This is a genomic window from Streptomyces sp. NPDC005722 (assembly GCF_040630935.1).
Taxonomy (GTDB): Bacteria; Actinomycetota; Actinomycetes; order Streptomycetales; family Streptomycetaceae; genus Actinacidiphila.
On the sequence record NZ_JBEXYN010000044.1, the window covers coordinates 1 to 16066 of the forward strand.

At 73.9% G+C, this 16066-nt stretch carries 16 protein-coding genes; 2 read left to right on the top strand and 14 right to left on the bottom strand.

The features are described from left to right. Nucleotides 1–125: 125 nt before the first annotated feature. The 7 genes from ABZ479_RS33660 to ABZ479_RS33690 all read right to left on the bottom strand — a co-directional run bounded on the left by ABZ479_RS33660 (nucleotide 126) and on the right by ABZ479_RS33690 (nucleotide 7567). Nucleotides 126–1001 carry a sirohydrochlorin chelatase gene (locus ABZ479_RS33660; protein ID WP_500465099.1) on the bottom strand — a complete coding sequence of 292 codons (876 nt, stop codon included), beginning with the start codon at nucleotides 999–1001 and terminating at the stop codon, nucleotides 126–128. A 126-nt stretch (nucleotides 1002–1127) separates the two neighbouring features. Then, entirely contained in the window at nucleotides 1128–1967 is an 840-nt protein-coding gene (locus ABZ479_RS33665; RefSeq protein ID WP_500465100.1) for an LURP-one-related family protein, read from the bottom strand. Nucleotides 1968–1992: 25 nt separating this feature from the next. Next, entirely contained in the window at nucleotides 1993–2670 is a 678-nt protein-coding gene (locus tag ABZ479_RS33670; RefSeq protein WP_499603096.1) for a uracil-DNA glycosylase, read from the bottom strand. A 31-nt stretch (nucleotides 2671–2701) separates the two neighbouring features. After that, nucleotides 2702–3787 carry a WD40/YVTN/BNR-like repeat-containing protein gene (locus ABZ479_RS33675; protein ID WP_500465101.1) on the bottom strand — a complete coding sequence of 362 codons (1086 nt, stop codon included), beginning with the start codon at nucleotides 3785–3787 and terminating at the stop codon, nucleotides 2702–2704. Between the two features lie 173 nt (nucleotides 3788–3960). Beyond that, nucleotides 3961–5310, bottom strand: coding sequence for a nucleobase:cation symporter-2 family protein (locus tag ABZ479_RS33680; RefSeq protein ID WP_500465102.1), 1350 nt, complete (start codon nucleotides 5308–5310; stop codon nucleotides 3961–3963). A gap of 90 nt (nucleotides 5311–5400) precedes the next feature. Further along, nucleotides 5401–6747, bottom strand: a complete 1347-nt coding sequence (locus ABZ479_RS33685; protein ID WP_500465103.1) for an FAD-dependent oxidoreductase — start codon at nucleotides 6745–6747, stop codon at nucleotides 5401–5403. Nucleotides 6748–6889: 142 nt separating this feature from the next. Then, complete coding sequence (locus tag ABZ479_RS33690) at nucleotides 6890–7567, bottom strand: DUF305 domain-containing protein (RefSeq protein ID WP_500465104.1); 678 nt, start codon at nucleotides 7565–7567, stop codon at nucleotides 6890–6892. 27 nt (nucleotides 7568–7594) lie between these two features. Here ABZ479_RS33690 and ABZ479_RS33695 point away from each other — a divergent pair, with 27 nt between their 5' ends. After that, complete coding sequence (locus ABZ479_RS33695) at nucleotides 7595–9046, top strand: LVIVD repeat-containing protein (protein ID WP_500465105.1); 1452 nt, start codon at nucleotides 7595–7597, stop codon at nucleotides 9044–9046. Here the strand turns inward: ABZ479_RS33695 and ABZ479_RS33700 are convergent. From ABZ479_RS33700 to ABZ479_RS33730, 7 genes are all read right to left on the bottom strand, one after another. Next, nucleotides 9037–9675, bottom strand: coding sequence for a TetR/AcrR family transcriptional regulator (locus tag ABZ479_RS33700; RefSeq protein WP_500465106.1), 639 nt, complete (start codon nucleotides 9673–9675; stop codon nucleotides 9037–9039). The two genes, ABZ479_RS33695 and ABZ479_RS33700, sit on opposite strands and share 10 nt — an antisense overlap. 185 nt (nucleotides 9676–9860) lie before the next feature. Further along, on the bottom strand, nucleotides 9861–10556 hold the full coding sequence (locus ABZ479_RS33705; protein ID WP_500465107.1) for an HAD family hydrolase: 696 nt from the start codon (nucleotides 10554–10556) through the stop codon (nucleotides 9861–9863). Nucleotides 10557–10621: 65 nt separating this feature from the next. After that, the gene (locus tag ABZ479_RS33710; RefSeq protein WP_500465108.1) at nucleotides 10622–11155 is read right to left on the bottom strand and encodes an SMI1/KNR4 family protein; all 534 of its coding nucleotides are present in this window, start codon (nucleotides 11153–11155) and stop codon (nucleotides 10622–10624) included. Nucleotides 11156–11258: 103 nt separating this feature from the next. Next, a complete protein-coding gene (locus tag ABZ479_RS33715; protein ID WP_500465109.1) occupies nucleotides 11259–11969 on the bottom strand; it encodes a phosphatase PAP2 family protein in 711 nt (236 codons plus the stop codon). 10 nt (nucleotides 11970–11979) lie between these two features. Continuing rightward, nucleotides 11980–12918 carry a M56 family metallopeptidase gene (locus tag ABZ479_RS33720; RefSeq protein ID WP_500465110.1) on the bottom strand — a complete coding sequence of 313 codons (939 nt, stop codon included), beginning with the start codon at nucleotides 12916–12918 and terminating at the stop codon, nucleotides 11980–11982. A 72-nt stretch (nucleotides 12919–12990) separates the two neighbouring features. Beyond that, a complete protein-coding gene (locus ABZ479_RS33725; RefSeq protein ID WP_500465112.1) occupies nucleotides 12991–13590 on the bottom strand; it encodes a DUF5134 domain-containing protein in 600 nt (199 codons plus the stop codon). A gap of 103 nt (nucleotides 13591–13693) precedes the next feature. Continuing rightward, complete coding sequence (locus ABZ479_RS33730) at nucleotides 13694–14599, bottom strand: DMT family transporter (RefSeq protein WP_500465113.1); 906 nt, start codon at nucleotides 14597–14599, stop codon at nucleotides 13694–13696. Here ABZ479_RS33730 and ABZ479_RS33735 point away from each other — a divergent pair. Beyond that, entirely contained in the window at nucleotides 14598–16049 is a 1452-nt protein-coding gene (locus ABZ479_RS33735) for an aminotransferase-like domain-containing protein (RefSeq protein ID WP_500465114.1), read from the top strand. The genes ABZ479_RS33730 and ABZ479_RS33735 overlap by 2 nt on opposite strands. Nucleotides 16050–16066 lie beyond the last annotated feature (17 nt).

Below are 16066 nucleotides of genomic sequence, written 5' to 3' on the forward strand. Positions count from 1 at the left end.
GTGGCGGGTGCCGTCTGGTTGTTTCTAGGGCTGAGGGCGGCGCCCCGGCAACGCCGCCGTTCGGGGGCCCCCCCGCCGGGATCCCCGGGGGCGGGCCACCACGCCGTCGTCGAGGTCCCGCCGGTTCAGCCCAGCGAAGCGCCCTGCGACGGCTGGGGGATGCCCAGGGCCGCGGTGTAGGTGGCGACGACCAGCTTGCCGATGGCCGGGTAGGGACCCAGCGCGTCGGCCGCGGAGCAGTCGGCCTCCTTGGCGGCGTCGTGCAGCACCTCGGGGGCGACCTCGGGACCGATCACGTACGGCGCGAGCGCCAGCGTGGTCGAGCCGGAGGAACGCAGCTGCTCGGCGGCCCCGGCGACCGAGTCCTCGATGTCCAGCGCGGCGGCCAGCACCGGCACCGCGAGGCGCGCGGCCAGCAGCAGACCGGTCACCCCGGCGGCCTGGACGGCCTCCTCGCCACCGACGGTGGCCAGGATGATGCCGTCGGCGGCCGTGGCCACCGTGAACAGGCGGGCGCGGTCGGCGCGGGCCAGGCCGGCCTCGGAGAGGCGCACGTGCAGCGCCTCGGCCAGCAGCGGGTGGGGGCCGAGCACGTCGGTGACCTCCGCCGCGGAACGGCTGTCCGCCACCGCCTGGCGCAGCCGGCGCATCACCGAGGCCTCGGGACCGGCCAGCAGCGGCACCACGACTGCCGCGGGCGTCTGGTCGCCACGCTCGGTCGCGGCCTGGGCCAGCACCGACTCCAGGGTCGGGTACTCCTCGCCGTCGCCGTCGACGTAGCCGATGCGCGGGTCGAGCCCGGAGAGCTCGATGCGGGCGATGCTGACGATCTCCTCCGCGAGACTGCGTATCGCGGGGGAGGGAGTGCCGGGCACGGCGAGGACCAGCGCGGGTGCACCCTCGGGCGTGGTCAGCGGCTCCGGCCGCCGGTGCCGCCCGGGCTGGCGGGGGCGGGGCATTCGAACGGGCAGGCCGGGTGCGGGGCCTTCGGCAGTGCTCATGGCGAGGCATGCTAGTGCCTTTGCGCGCTCTGTTGTTCGGGCGGGTCCGTCGCAGGGGTTACCTGTCCGGTTCTGTCCCGATACGGTGCCGGGTCCGCTCGTCCCGGCACCGTATGCGTCCCACGATCAGCCGAGTCCGCGCGAGTCCTGCTTGAGGGCGGTGTCCACGGTGAGCGCGGAGGCGACGACCATGCTCAGCAGGGGGTCCGCCAGTTGCCGGTGGATCTGCAGCACGTAGTTGTCGGCCGTGGTGAACATCGTCTTCGCCAGGCCCTCCCAGGTCTTGGTGATCCGGGCGACCTCGGTGTCGGTGTGGTCGACGATCGCGAAGTTCCAGGCCCGCCAGTTCTCGGCCTTGATCGCGCCGATCTTCTGGCCGTTCACCTCGAAGGAGAAGTTGATCTTCCCGATGGCGTTCTGCTGCACGATCTCGCCGAGGGTCGTGCCGTCGGCGCGCTGCACGATCACCTTGGACTTGATGAACTTCGCCGGCCGGGTCAGCAGCAACTGGGGCTGCCCGTGCGGGTCACGGACCTCCAGGCGCACCGACAGGAACTGGTCGACGCTCGAGACGAAGCGCAGCACCTTGCGCGCGGTGCTCTGACCGACCTGGAGCACCGAGCCGAGCTGGCGCCCGTGCTGGTCGAAGACGCTGTACTCGTTGTTCAGCTCGATGAGCTTGGCCTTCTGGTTGACCACCAGGACGGGCTCGCTGAAGAGCGTCCCCCCACCCGGGCCGGTGGGGGCGACACCCGCCTGCTGATGCACCTGGCGCTGGATGCGCGCGGGGTCGGGACCCCCGTCGACGCCCAGCTCCCAGGGGTTGTCCTTGGGCTGCGGCGGGACCTGCGCCCCGCCCGCGTGGGTGTGCTCCGTCCACTGGGAGCCGTCCCAGTAGCGCAGCAGGTTCTGCGTGCCGTGCGGGTCCGGGTACCAGCCCGCCGGGGTGTTCGAATGCGTCGTCACCCGGGCAGGGTAACGGCTGCCTCCGTCAGGGCAGCCGCCAGTCCACCGGTTCCGCGCCCTGTCGTGCCAGGAGGTCGTTGGCCCGGCTGAACGGACGCGAGCCGAAGAAGCCGCGGTCGGCCGACATGGGGGAGGGGTGGGCGGACTCGACGGCCGGCAGGTTCCCCAGCAGTGGGCGCAGCTTGCGCGCGTCGGAGCCCCACAGGATCGAGACCAGCGGCTTGCCTCGCGCGACGAGCGCCCGCATGGCCTGTTCGGTGACCTCCTCCCAGCCCTTGCCGCGGTGCCCCCCGGGCTTGCGCGGCGCGGTGGTGAGCGCCCTGTTGAGCAGCAGGACGCCCTGCCGGGTCCAGGGGGTCAGGTCCCCGTTGGAGGGCTGGGGGAGGCCGAGGTCGGTGTTCAGCTCCCGGTAGATGTTCTGCAGGCTGCCGGGGAGTGGTCGCACCTCCGGAGCCACCGAGAACGACAGCCCGACGGCGTGCCCCGGGGTGGGATACGGGTCCTGGCCCACGATCAGCACCCGGACGTCGTCGAAGGGCTGCTGGAACGCGCGCAGCACGTTCGCCCCCGACGGCACGTAGGTGCGGCCCGCGGCGATCTCGGCGCGGAGGAAGTCGCCCATCGCGGCGATCCTCCCCGCGACCGGCTCCAGCGCCTTGGCCCAGCCTTCTTCGACGATTTCGTTCAACGGTCTTGCAGCCACGGTGAGTCACTCTAGTGGCTCACACCGACAGTCAGACCACAGCCGCCCGGACGCACAGCACATCCGGCAGGTGCGAGGCCACGAGCCGCCAGGTGTCGCCCTCGTCGGCGCTGGCGTAGACCTCGCCGTTGCGGTTGCCGAAGTACACGCCGGCCGGGTCGGCGTCGTCGGTACGCAGTCCGTCGCGCAGGACCACGCCGTAGTGCTCGTCCGTGGGCAGGCCGGCGGACAGGGCCGTCCACGAGGCGCCGGCGTCCTCGGTGCGGTAGACGCGGCAGCGGTAGTCGGGCTGGTAGCGGTCGCTGCCGTCGTTGACCGGCGAGACGTAGGCGACGCCGCCGCGGCGGGGGTGGACGGCGACGGCGAAGCCGAAGTCCGCGGGCAGGCCCTTGCCGATCTCCGTCCACGACGCGCCGGCGTCGTCACTGCGGTAGACCCCGCCGTGGTTCTGCAGGTAGAGCCGGTCCGGGTCCACCGCGTCCCGGGCGATCTTGTGCACGCACTGGCCGAACTCCGGGTACGGGTCCGGCAGGAACTCCGCCTTGAGCCCGGTGTTGGACGCCTCCCAGCTCGCGCCGCCGTCGCCGGAGCGGTAGACCCCGCCGGAGGAGACGGCCGCGATCACGGCGTCGGCGTCACGCGGATCGGTGACGACCGTGTGCACCGCCTGCCCGCCGAACCCGGCGCCCCACAGCTCCCGCTGGGGGTGCTCCCACAGGCTCCGCACGAACTCGAAGGTCACGCCGCCGTCGTCGGAACGGAAGAGCGCGCCCGGTTCCGTGCCCGCCCACACCAGGTCCGGGGCGTCGGTCCCGGCGGGCTGGATCTGCCAGACGCGCTCCAGCGAGGTGTCCGTGTCCTTGGGGAAGCGCACCGCGGGCCGGGCCGGCTCCTCCCAGCTGCGCCCGAGGTCGTCGGAGCGGAACACCGACGGCCCCCAGTGCGAGCTGTCCGCGCCGACCAGCAGCCGGGGCACCGTCCGGCGGGTGTCGATGCCCACCGAGTACACCGCCTGCATCGGGAAGTGCGGGCCGGTCAGCTCCCACCCCCCGGCGGCTGTCCGCCGTCCGAGGAACAGGCCCTTGCGCGTGCCGATCGCGAGTACGACGTCGTCCATGACGCACCATCTCCGAGCTACGGGAATGTGTCCTGCATCACAGATTCTGCACCGCCCCACCGACAACGGGGGGTCGCGGCGCGCGTTCGCCCCGGCGACGGGTCCCGCCCCGGACCGCGGGACGAGGGGCCCCCGCGCGGACAGCTCGGCGGTGGGGCCGGACCGTCGTGCCGTCAGCCCCGGTGGAGCCCCGCTTCCTCGGCGCCCGAACCGGAACCGCCGGGCAGGTGGTTGAAGAGCAGGTTCAGCGCGATCGCGGTGATGCACCCCGCGCTGATGCCGCTGTCCATCACCGTCTGGAACCAGTCGGGGAAGGCGTCGTACACATGCGGCACGCCCACCGGCAGCAGTCCCACGGCGACCGACACGGCCACCACGGTCAGGTTGCCGTTGCCGTGGAAGTCGACGGTCGACAGGGTCCGTACCCCGCTCGCCGCCACCGTCCCGAACATCACCAGGCCCGCCCCGCCCAGCACGGGTGCCGGGATCGCCGCGACCACCGCGCCCAGCTTGGGCAGCAGCCCCAGGAACACGAGGATGCCGCCCGCGGTCGCCACCACCCAGCGGCTGCGCACCCCGGTCATCCCCACGAGGCCCACGTTCTGCGCGTAGGCGGTGTACGGGAAGGTGTTGAACACCCCGCCGAGCACGGTCGAGACGCCGTCGGCGCGCAGCCCGTCGGCGAGCCGCCGCGGCTCCACATGGCGTCCCGTCAGCTCGCCCACGGCGATGATGTCCCCGGTCGTCTCGGTCATCGTCACCAGGGCCACCACGAGCATGGAGACGATCGCCGCGCCCTGGAAGTCGGGCGTGCCGAAGTGGAACGGCGTGCTGATCCCGAGCCAGCCGGCGTCGCCGACCGCGCCGAAGTCGGTGAAGCCCAGCGGTACGGACGCGAGGGTGCCCACCACGATGCCCGCCAGGACCGCGACGCGCGCGACGACGGGGGGCGCGAAGCGCTGCACCAGCAGGACGACCACCAGCACCGCCGCCGCGAGGCCGATGTTCCGCGGCGCCCCGAAGCCGGCCGACCCCGCCCCTCCCGCGGCCCAGTTGCCGGCGACCGGCAGCAGGCTGAGCCCGATGACCAGGATCACGGTGCCCGTCACCAGCGGGGGGAAGAACCGCAGCAGCCGCCCGAAGACCGGTGCCAGTACGACCATCACCACTCCCGAGGCGATGACGGCGCCGTAGATCGCGGGGAGTCCGCCGCGCTGGCCGATCAGCACCATGGGTGAGACCGCTGCAAAGGTGCAGCCCTGCATGATGGGCAACCGGACGCCGAACCGCCACCATCCCACGCACTGCAGCAGTGTGGCGATGCCGCACACCAGCAGGTCCGCCGTGATCAGGTAGGCGAGGTCGGCGGGCGACAGCCCCAGTGCGTCGCCGACGATGAGCGGCACGGCCACCGCCCCGGCGTACATCGCCAGCACGTGCTGCAGCCCGAACGCCCCCAGCTGGACGGCGGGCAGGACCTCGTCGACGGGATGGACGGCGGAACGGTGCGGCGGCGTCGCCACGGGCGGCTCCTCGAACGCGGCGCGGGTGTGCGGTGGCAGGACGAAGCGGCTGCCCGGGACCTGGTGCTGCCGGGGGACTGTCCCACGGCCTCACCCCGTGGGGCGGGCGGCCGCCAACAGCCCTTCCCAGTCGTGGATCTTCACCGTCGTGCGGTCCAGCGACCGGCCCAGCGCGGCTTCGGCGGCCTCGATGGCCTCCCACCCGGTCCACTCCACCGGGTCCTGGCCGAGCGCGCGCAGCCCCTCCAGCGGATCGGCGGCCGCGGTGTGCCGGGCCAGCAGCAAGGGGGCGTCGGCGACCAGGGCAGCCGCCGTCTGCTTGGCGCAGGGGCGGTTGGTGCCGATCACCCCGGTCGGCCCGCGCTTGATCCACCCGGCGACGTACTCGCCGGGTGAGGGCGCGCCGTCGCGCAGCACACGCCCCTCCTCGTTGGGGACGATGCCGAGCCGGTCGTCGAACGGCAGTCCCTCCAGGGGGACGCCGCGGTAACCGACCGACCGCAGCACGAGCCCGGCCTCGATGTCCTCCAGGACGCCGGTGCCGCGCACCCCGCCCTGCCCGTCCGGCGCGGTCCGCTCGAACCGCACCCCGGTCACCGCGTCCTCACCGAGCACGGCCACCGGCCGCAGGAAGAAGCGCAGATGGATGCGGCGCCGCCGGCCCGCCGGCGGCCGGGCGGCCCAGCCGCGCAGCACCTCCACGTTGCGCCGGGCGACCGGGACGAGCCCCTGCGGGTCGGTGTACGCGGGGTCGAGCGCCAGTTCCGCGGGCCGGACGACGACGTCCGCGTCGGGCAGGTCGCCGAGCTCGCGCAGCTCCTTGGTGGTGAACTTCGCCTGCGAGGGCCCGCGGCGCCCCACCATGTGGACGTCCGTGACCCGGCTGTCCGCCAGGGCCCGCAGCACCTCCTCGGGCACATCGGTGCGACGCAGCTCCCCGGCGCCCCGGGCCAGGACGCGTGCCACGTCGACGGCCACGTTGCCGACCCCGATCACGACGGCGGAGCGGGCGTGCAGGGGGAAGGTGCCGGGAGCCTCGTCGGGGTGGGCGCTGTACCAGGAGACGAAGTGCGTGGCCGCGCAGCTGCCGGGCAGGTCCTCGCCGGGCACCCCCAGGCGGCGGTCGGTCGCGGCGCCGACGCAGTACACGACCGCCTGGTACAGCCCCAGCAGCGCCCGCGGGGACAGCCCGGGAGCGCCGACCGTCACATTGCCCAGGAAGCGGATCCGGGGGTCCTCCAGGACGCGCCGCAGCGTGCCCTGCAGGGACTTGATCTTCTCGTGGTCGGGGGCCACCCCGTACCGGACCAGCCCGTACGGGCAGGGCAGCCGGTCGAGCACGTCGACGGCGACGTCCGGCACCGACTCCTGGCGGGTCAGCGCCTCGGCCGTGTACACCCCGCTGGGACCTGATCCGACCACTGCCACACGCAGCACGGGCGCCTCCCCTTCGGCGAGGGTTGGGTTCACCTCGGCGGCCCGTGCGCCGCCCGGAACGGGCGGGACGGGCGGCCACGTCCAGCATCGCACCGAGGGACCACCGGGGGGAGGGCACCGGCGCGTGTCGCGGCCGGGGATGTCAGCCCATGGCCTGCATCCGGGCGATCTCGGCGCTCTGCTGGGCGATCACGTCGTTCGCCCACTCGCCGACCTGGACGTTGCGGCCGTGGGTGAGCTCGTCGGTGGCCATGGTCACCGCTCCGCGGTGGTGGGTGATCATCAGGTTCAGGAACTGCCGGTCGAACTCCGTGCCGCGCGCCGCGCGCAGCGCCGCCAGTTGCGCCGCGGTGGCCATCCCGGGCATCGAGGAGTGGTCGTGGTCGTGGGCGGCGCCATGGGAGCCGCCGTTGGTCTTGAGCCATGCCTCCATGACGTCGATCTCCGGGCCCTGTGCGGCGTCGATGCGTCCGGCGAGTGCGCGGACCCGCTTGTCCGAGGCGTGGGTGCCGGCGAGGGCCGTCATGACAAGCGCCTGCTGGTGGTGGGCGACCATGTTCGTCACGTAGGTGAGGTCCGCCGCGTTCGGTGAGTCGTCGGGCAGGGCCTCGGCCGCCTCGTCCCGGGACAGGGTGGTGGCCTTCTCACCCGGTGCTCCCGGTGCGATGACCGAGGGCGCGGCGGACGCGGAATCGCCTCCGGAACCGCCGTCGCAGCTGGTCAGGGCGAGGGTTAAAGCGGCGGCGAGGGCCAGCGCGGGCAGCGTCGCAACGCGATACGAAGAAAACACCAGTGCATTGTCATCTTTTGACGCGCGCATGAGAAGGGCCATACTGCCGGGGTCCGCATGAAGTTCAATCGCGAACGGACTCAAGGGAGGAACGCGGTGAAGCGCTTACGTACAGCCCTCGCTCGCCCCGGACGACTGGTGGCCCTGGCGGCCGCAGCCGTCGCGCTGCTCGGACTGGCGGCCCCGGCCCCCGCCACGGCCGACGGGAGCATCCCGGGTGTCGACGAGGTCGTGACGAGCGCCAACGTCGAGCACCTGGTGAACATACCCAAGCAGTCGCTCGGGGGATTCAACACCGACCTGGCGTTCCAGGGGAGATACGCCTTCGCCGGCAACTACGACGGCTTCGTCATCTGGGACATCAGCCGTCCCACCAGCCCCAAGATGGTCAGCCAGGTGCTGTGCCCCGGATCCCAGAACGACATATCGGTCTCCGGGAACCTGCTGGTCCTGTCCACCGACTCCTCGCGCTCCGACAACACCTGCGCGAGCACGAGCCAGTCCGCCACCGAGAAGTCCTCCTGGGAGGGCGTCAAGGTCTTCGACATCAGCGACAAGGCCAACCCGCGCTACGTCGCCGCCGTGGAGACCGCCTGCGGCTCCCACACCCACACCCTTGTACCGGAAAAGCGCGACCTGTTCGTCTACGTGTCCTCCTACTCGCCCAGCGCGAGCTTCCCGGACTGCCAGCCCCCGCACGACGGCATCTCCGTCGTGAAGATCCCGCGCAACCACCCGGAGAAGGCGGCCGTCACGGCCTTCCCCGTCCTCTTCCCCGACGGTGGCAACCCGGGTGTCCCGCCCACCGACACCCAGGCCCGGGTCAGTGAGACCACCGGCTGCCACGACATCACCGCGTTCCCGAAGATGAAGCTCGCCGCCGGTGCCTGCATGGGCGACGGCATCCTGATGGACATCTCCAACCCCGAGCGGCCGAAGGTCCTCGACCGGGTCCAGGACGACGTCAACTTCTCGTTCTGGCACTCGGCCACCTTCAACGAGCGCGGCACCAAGGTCGTCTTCACCGACGAGCTCGGCGGTGGCGGCGGCGCCGAGTGCAACGCCGCGATCGGACCGAATCGAGGCGCCGACGGCATCTACGACATCGTCCGCAAGCACGGCAAGTCCGAACTCGTCTTCCGCAACTACTACAAGATCCCGCGCCACCAGGCCGACACCGAGAACTGCGTCGCCCACAACGGATCGCTCATCCCCGCCAAGGGCCGCGACATCATGGTCCAGGCCTGGTACCAGGGCGGCGTCTCCGTGTGGGACTTCACCGACTCCTCCCGTCCCAAGGAGATCGGCTACTTCGAGCGCGGGCCCATCTCGACCGACACCCTGACCCTGGGCGGCTCCTGGAGCGCCTACTACTACAACGGCTACATCTACTCGAACGACATCGCCAAGGGCTTCGACGTGCTCCGGATCTCCGACCGGCGCACCGACAGCGCCCGCGGCGTCCGGATCGCCGAGCTCAACGTCCAGACCCAGCCCGACTACCGCTGAGCGGTCCCGGGCAGCGGCGTTCCGCCGGGCGGCAGGTCGCCCGGCGGAACGCCGAGTTCCCAGGACAGTCCGTACCGCTGGAACATCTCGGCCCGCAGCCGCGCCAGCGGCATCGCCGCGCCCGGGATCAACTGCGCGAACACCCCGCCCATGAGCTGCGCCCGCAGCATCCGGTAGTCCTGCTCGGGGTCCTGCGAACCCCATGCCCTGACGGCGCCGAGCAGCAGTTCGGCCAGGCGCTGCCGCTCCTCGCACTCGCTGAACCCGGCCGTCTGGAGGATGCCGGCCATGTGCGCCCGCATGACGACCGGGTGGTGCACGGGCAGCGCCAGGACGGCGTCGATCGCCCGGGCCAGCACCTCGCGGCCGTCGGAGGGAGCCGGTTCCCGCCCGAGGGCGGCGGCCACTTCGGTGTGCATCAGACGGTGCGCGGCCGACTGCAGCAGCAACCGCTTGCCGGGGAAGTAGTACGACACCAGACCGCGTGCCGACCCCGCGCGGTCGGCGATGTCCCCGAGGGTCGTGGCCTCGAAGCCGTTCTCCTCCACCAGTTCGACGGTCGCCTGCAGCAGACGCTCCCGAGAACGCCGGCGCATCGCTTCATTGACCGACGGTCGCCGAGGGGACATGCTTTACTCCTGCGTTGACTGGCTCGGAGCCAATATACTCAGGGCCGGCCCGCGGTGAGCGGCATGCTCACGCGGGTCCACGGGGGTGAGGTGCACGTACCCGGCGGCGCGGGGGACCGCCGGGTACCGCACCTCCGAGCAGCTCGCCCGGGCGCCCTCAGATCCCGGTCACGCGGTCAGGAACGTCACGCGGTCAGGTCCAGCACCGGCAGCAGCCCCGACGGCCGCTGTTCCACCGGCAGGTGGTCCACCAGGTGCAGCGTGCAGCCCAGCGCAGCCGCCCCGCCGTCCGCCCGCCGGTCGTCCCCGACCATCACGACCCGCTCCGGCGGCAGCCCCAGTCCCTCGCACGCGACGCGGAACAGCCGCGGATCCGGCTTCTGGACGCCGTGTTCGAAGCTCAGCACGAAGACGTCCACCAGCCCCTCCAGACCGTGCGCCCGGAACACCGGCCGCAGGTCCCACCCGATGTTGCTCACCACCGCCACCGGCACGCCCCGGCGCCGCAGTTCCTCGAGCACCTCCACCGTGTCCGGGTACGGCGACCAGGCGGCGGGCTCCATGTGCCGGTCGTACAGCGCCGTGTGGACGTCCCCCCACGGCAGCTCCACCTCCCGCGCCAGCGCGGTGAACGCCGCACGGTGGTGCTCCGCCGACAGGTCGCGTTCCCGGTACAGCCGCTCCAGCCGGGCCGGCACCCGCTCGGGTGCCGCCCCACCGGGAAGCCCGCCGGCCCGCTCCAGCCGTTCCGCGTACGCCGCCAACTCCTCCTCGCCGGGGGTGATCCCCATCCGCTCCAGAACGGCGCCCAGCCAGCTGCGGGCGGACTCGGCCCGCAGCAGCGTCCCGGAGAAGTCGAACATGCATCCCTTGATGGTCATGCCCGCCATCCTCCCCGCCCCGGCTTCCCGGTCAACACCCGAACCCGGCGCCGGCCGGACCCCGGTCAGGAGGCGTCGAACCAGGGCCTGCCGGCAGCCCAGTGCCCGACCCACCCCGCGAACCCCGCGTCGAACGGGCAGGCGCCCTCGCCGGTGACGCTCCACACGCGGCCACGCTGCGGTCCGGTGACGACCAGGTGCCAGTACATGCCGCAGCCGTCCGTGCCCAGCACGACCGAGCCGTGGTCGAACACCTGGGAGCGGAGCGGCGCGAGTTCCTCCTCGGGCCGGTCGTCGTCCTCCCAGAGCCACGCCGACGTCAGGGGGAAGGGCCGGCCGAGGTCGCGCTCGGGGCGCTCGTCGCCCCAGTCGTCCGGCAATTCCTCCAACCCCACGAGCCCGAAGTCGGGAGGCCCCTGGAAGGAGCCGTCGGTGATCTCGGCGACGAACGTCCGGTAGGGCTCGGGCAGGACCACCCCGTGCCGCGCCTCGAAGGCGTGGACGGCCTCCCATCCGAGCGCCGACTGACCGCCGTCGTCCACGTCGAAGGCCGCGCGGAGCACGGCGAGGTCCTCGGGGGAGGCGTGTTCGGTGTCCATGCCGACCATGGATACCAGCCGGTACCGACAGCTCGGGAGGGCAGCCGGCGGGCGGCCCCGATCTCCCCTGAACCTGCACGACCCCCGGCCCTGACCGGCGGGGTCACGAGGACGTACGGCCCTGCTCCGAGGAGCCCGCGCGCCACGGTTCGCAGAGCGCGGCCGTACCCGTGAGCACGGCCGCCGCGAGCAGCCAGCCCCCCAGGACGTCGGAAGGCCAGTGGACGCCGAGGTAGACACGGGTGAAGCCGACACCGGCGACCGACACGAAGGCGACGGCGCAGGCGGCGACGCACCAGGGGGAACGGGCCGGCACGCGGAGCAGCAGCAGCCACAGCAGGGCGCCGCAGACGAGCGCGGCGGTCGTCGCGTGGCCGGAGGGGAACGCCGCGAAGGCGGCCGAGTCGACGGGGTCGGGCCACCGCGGGCGTTCCCGCCCGACGAGGGCCTTGGCGGCCTGCTGGAGCACCCAGCCGAGGGTGCCGGCCACCACCAGCCACAGGGCCTGGCGGTTCTCGCGCCGTACGACCAGCCACGCCACGGCCGCGAGCAGCAGCAGACGCATCGTCAGCGGGTCCCAGACCCAGTCGGTGAGGACGCGGTTGAGCCGGGTCCAGCCGGAGTGCCGTACGGCGACGGCGTGCAGGTCCACGACGACGGCGCGGTCGGCGGCCAGCAGTGGCCCCCAGCGCGCCGCGACGAGCCCGAGCAGCAGCAGGAAGGCGGCGGAGACCGCGGCGCACTGGCTCAGGCACGCGGTGCGCGGGGCACGGTCGGGGTCCCGGACGTCGGAAGGTGCGGGAGGGGCGTGCATGCAGCCGAGGCTACGTGAGCGCCCCGATTCCGGGGCCGAAGGCCACGAGCAACGGCACGACGGGAATCAGCAGCGCGCACGCCGAGGCATGGGCGCGGCCGAGGCGGGTGAGGCGGGGCGCGGGGTCCAGCAGCCGGTTGACGCGGACCGGGACCTGCGCGTCCGGCGTGGGGCAGGGGCCGAACACGCCGCGGTCCTCGTTGAGTTCGACCAGGGCCAGGGCCGTGGTGAGCCGCCCGAAGCGGCGTGAGGCGATGTCGTCGGCGGCCAGCTCGACGAGCCGGTGCACCTGGTCGCGGAACCCGGCGAACACCGGCACCTGCGGGAAGCCCGAGGCCAGCGCCCCGGCGCAGTGCAGCAGGACGTCGTGCCTGGCCCGCGCGTGGCCCTGCTCGTGGGCGAGGACGGAATCGAGCTGACGGCCCTTCAGTCGCCGCAACGCGGCCGTGGTGATGACCAGCTGCGGCCGGGGACCGGTCAGCCACCAGGCGTCCGGACGCTCGGCCTCCAGGACGACCAGCCGCTCGTCCGGCGCGGCGGCCTCACCGGGCAGCCGGGGCGAGCGGGCCCGCAGTTCGGTGCGGCGCGCCCGCTGCCGGGCCCGGGCCCCGCGGATCTCGCGGGCCAGCATGGCCGCCGTCCAGGCGCCCCCGCAGGCCAGCAGCACCGCCAGGTAACCCGCCCAGGGGCCGTAGCCGGGCAGCTCGTAGGCCTCGACGACGTCATGGGGGGCGAAGGCGAACAACCCCTCGCGCAGCGAGGACCAGGTGGCGGAGGCGCTGAGGGCCATGGCCAGGAACAGGCACAGCAGGACCGCGCCGACCACGCACTGCCACACCCACAGGGCCAGCACCGGTTCCCGCTCGGGCCAGACGGCGCGGGTGAGCAGGCGCGGGGCCATGGCGGCCGCCACCGCACCGAGCAGGAGCAGCGCGAGCGGGACGGTCATGCCGCCAGACTATGAGGGTGCCGCTGCGCACGGGTACGTTCTCCGGCGGGAAAGTGACGCGCCTCACTGCCGTCACAGCGTGAGGAGCATCGCGAACATCCCGATCGCCATGGACACGCGGCACGCCGACGTCAGTTCGGGCGCGTGCGCCACCGGGACGACGCCACCCGCGGGCGCCGGGCCGGCCGCGGTCACGGCGGCTGGGACCGAGACCAGGCGGACGCCCGCCGCCAGGACGTACACCGCGAAGTAGGCCAGCAGCAGCCCGGTCGCCGCGGGCGTGCCCGCCGGGGTGTGACCGGCGTGGGCCGCGCCGCCGGCGGCACCCGCGGCGCCCGCCCCGGCCATGGCCACCGCCATGTAGACCATCGCCCCCGCGCCGACCGCGTGGTGCAGATGGTGCGGGTCGTGCCGCGCCAGCAGCAGCGCGCGCACCGCGGCGGCCCCGAAGACCATGCCGAAGGCCGCGGCGGCCCACCGCGGCGGATCGAGGACCGACACCGGCACCGCCATCACGGCCATGCCCATCCCCATCAGCGCCTCCGCGCGCGCCACCCGGCGTACGTCGGGCCCGGTGCCGGGGCAGCCCCGACGCGTGCGGAACAGGCAGTACGCCCCCGTGGCGGCGCCGAGCGCCACGAGCAGCCAGGCCACCAGCGGCGGTCCGTGCATGAGCGGCCCTCCTTCGGCTCCTTCGCGGAGGATGCCCGCCCGCGGCGGCGCACACTCCAGCGCACGGGCGTACCGGGGGAGCGCGGCACGGCCCGCCGCCGTCTCAGCTGCGGGCCCTCTGGGTGACGGCCACGCACACCAGGACCGCCACCGCCCCGGGCGCGGTCAGCGCGCCCAGGTCCTCGCCGAGCAGCGCGGCCGCCCACACCAGCGTCAGCAACGGCTGGGCGAGCTGCAACTGGCTGGCGCGCGCCACACCGACGACGGCCATGCCCCGGTACCAGACCATCAGCCCGAGGAACTGGGACACCACCGAGACCCAGAGCAGCCCCGCCACCGCCTGCCCGCCCAGGTGCACGGGTTCGAGCGCGAGCGCGACCCCCGCCGCCGGCACCGTCAGGGGCAGCGCACCGACCAGCGCCCACCCGATGACCTGCCAGCCCGGCATGACCGAGGCCAGCCGCCCGCCCTCGACGTAACCGGCCGCGCAGACCAGCAGCGACGCGAAGAGGAAGAGGTCGCCCCTCGTCGGGGCGCCGCCGCCCTGCCACAGGGCGAAGCCCACCACGATCGCCCCGCCCGCGACCGCGGCCGACCAGAACAGCCGCGACGGGCGGGTCCCGACGCGTACGGCGGCCAGGACGGCGGTGACCAGCGGCAACGCGCCCACGACGACGGCGGCGTGCGAGGTGTCGGTGGTGCGCAGCGCCAGGGTGGTCAGCAGGGGGAAACCCAGGACGACGCCGAGCGCCACGACCCCGAGCCCCACCCAGTGCCCGCGGTCGGGCCGCGGCACCCGCGCGACCGTGAGGCAGACGCCCGCCACGGCCGCCGCCAGCACGCCGCGGACGGTCGTGGCCGTCCAGGGGCCGAGCCCCGTGAGGGCCCAGTGCGTCGCGGGGAACGTCAGGGAGAAGGCGGCGACCCCCAACCCGGCGAGGGCGGTGCCCCGTGCACGGCTCCCGACCGCTATCGACGGGGCCGCAGTAGCGCTATTCTGTGCTGTCATGAATGACGGTAGCAGTTCGGGAAACCTCGCGGACACCCTGCGGAACGAGCTCCAGCGCTACTCGCACGGTGAGAAGCTGCCCTCGAGCCGTGTCCTCGTCGAGCGCTTCGGCGTCAGCCCCGTCACGGTCTCCCGCGCCCTGGCCGCCCTCGCCGCCGAGGGCCTCGTGGTCACCCGCCCCGGTGCCGGCGCCTACCGTGCCCACCGTGGCGCGGGCGGGCCCCGCGCCGTCGACACCTCGTGGCAGCAGATGGCCCTCACCGTCGAGGAGCAGCACGGCGAACCCGCCCCCAGGGTCGTCGACGCCTCCGGCGTGACCGCCAGCCTCGCCGTCCCGCCGCCCGGGGTCATCGCCTTCAACGGCGGCTACCTGCACCCCTCGCTCCAGCCCGGACAAGCACTCGGCGCCGCGCTCGCCCGCGCCGCCCGCCGCCCCGGCGCCTGGGACATGCCGCCGCTGGAGGGGCTGACGGCCCTGCGGGCCTGGTTCGCGCGCGAGGCGGGCGGCCCCGGTGGCACCCTCGGCCCCGCCAACGTCCTGGTCACGGCGGGCGGCCAGGCCGCGCTCACCACCGCCCTGCGGGCGCTCGCCCCACCCGGTTCGCCGGTGCTGGTCGAGTCGCCGACGTACCCCGGCGCCATGGCCGTCGCCCGCGCGGCCGGGCTGCGTCCCGTCCCCGTCCCCGTGGACGACGACGGCGTGCGCCCCGACCTGCTCGCCGACGCCTTCGCCGCCACCGGCGCCCGGGTCTTCTTCTGCCAGCCGCTCTTCCAGAACCCCACCGGGGCCGTCCTCGCCGCGGACCGCCGCCGGCGGATCACCGAGATCGCCCACGCCGCCGGGGCCTTCCTGGTCGAGGACGACTTCGCCCGGCGCCTGGGCCACGGCGCCGAAGCCCCGCCGCCCCTGGTCGCCGACGACCCGTACGGCACCGTCGTCCACGTCACCTCGCTGACCAAGCCCACCTCGCCCAGCCTGCGCGTCGGCGCGCTCGTCGCCCGCGGCCCGGTCATGGAGCGGCTGCGCGCCATCCAGGTCGTCGACAGCTTCTTCGTGCCGCGCCCCCTCCAGGAGGCCACCCTCGAACTCGTCGGCGCCCCCGCCTGGCCCCGGCACCTCCGGGCCGTCTCCGCGGGCCTGCGCGAGCGCCGGGACGCCATGCTCGCCGCCCTCCACCGTGACCTGCCGGCGCTCGCGGCCGCCGTCCGCGTCCCCGTCGGCGGCTACCAGCTCTGGCTCCGGCTCCCGGACGGCACGGACGAGTCCGCGCTGGCCGCCGCCTCGCTGCGGGCCGGCACCGCCGTCGCCCCCGGCCGCCCCTACTTCGCCGCCGAGGCCCCGGCGCCGTACGTCCGCCTCAGCTTCGCCGACACCCGGGGCACCGAGGAGATCGCCGAGGGCGTCCGCCGCTTCGCGGCCGCCTGCGCCGAGACCGGCGTGGCCCCGTGACCGGGGCCGGTGCGCGG

Excerpts from the sequence above, each read along its gene's own strand:
- ABZ479_RS33660 (WP_500465099.1), bottom strand. The coding sequence starts at position 1,001 with ATGAGCACTGCCGAAGGCCCCGCACCCGGCCTGCCCGTTCGAATGCCC.
- ABZ479_RS33675 (WP_500465101.1), bottom strand. The coding sequence starts at position 3,787 with ATGGACGACGTCGTACTCGCGATCGGCACGCGCAAGGGCCTGTTCCTC.
- ABZ479_RS33690 (WP_500465104.1), bottom strand. The coding sequence starts at position 7,567 with ATGCGCGCGTCAAAAGATGACAATGCACTGGTGTTTTCTTCGTATCGC.
- ABZ479_RS33695 (WP_500465105.1), top strand. The coding sequence starts at position 7,595 with ATGAAGTTCAATCGCGAACGGACTCAAGGGAGGAACGCGGTGAAGCGC.
- ABZ479_RS33700 (WP_500465106.1), bottom strand. The coding sequence starts at position 9,675 with ATGTCCCCTCGGCGACCGTCGGTCAATGAAGCGATGCGCCGGCGTTCT.
- ABZ479_RS33705 (WP_500465107.1), bottom strand. The coding sequence starts at position 10,556 with ATGACCATCAAGGGATGCATGTTCGACTTCTCCGGGACGCTGCTGCGG.
- ABZ479_RS33710 (WP_500465108.1), bottom strand. The coding sequence starts at position 11,155 with ATGGACACCGAACACGCCTCCCCCGAGGACCTCGCCGTGCTCCGCGCG.
- ABZ479_RS33715 (WP_500465109.1), bottom strand. The coding sequence starts at position 11,969 with ATGCACGCCCCTCCCGCACCTTCCGACGTCCGGGACCCCGACCGTGCC.
- ABZ479_RS33720 (WP_500465110.1), bottom strand. The coding sequence starts at position 12,918 with ATGACCGTCCCGCTCGCGCTGCTCCTGCTCGGTGCGGTGGCGGCCGCC.
- ABZ479_RS33725 (WP_500465112.1), bottom strand. The coding sequence starts at position 13,590 with ATGCACGGACCGCCGCTGGTGGCCTGGCTGCTCGTGGCGCTCGGCGCC.
- ABZ479_RS33735 (WP_500465114.1), top strand. The coding sequence starts at position 14,598 with ATGAATGACGGTAGCAGTTCGGGAAACCTCGCGGACACCCTGCGGAAC.
- ABZ479_RS33730 (WP_500465113.1), bottom strand. The coding sequence starts at position 14,599 with ATGACAGCACAGAATAGCGCTACTGCGGCCCCGTCGATAGCGGTCGGG.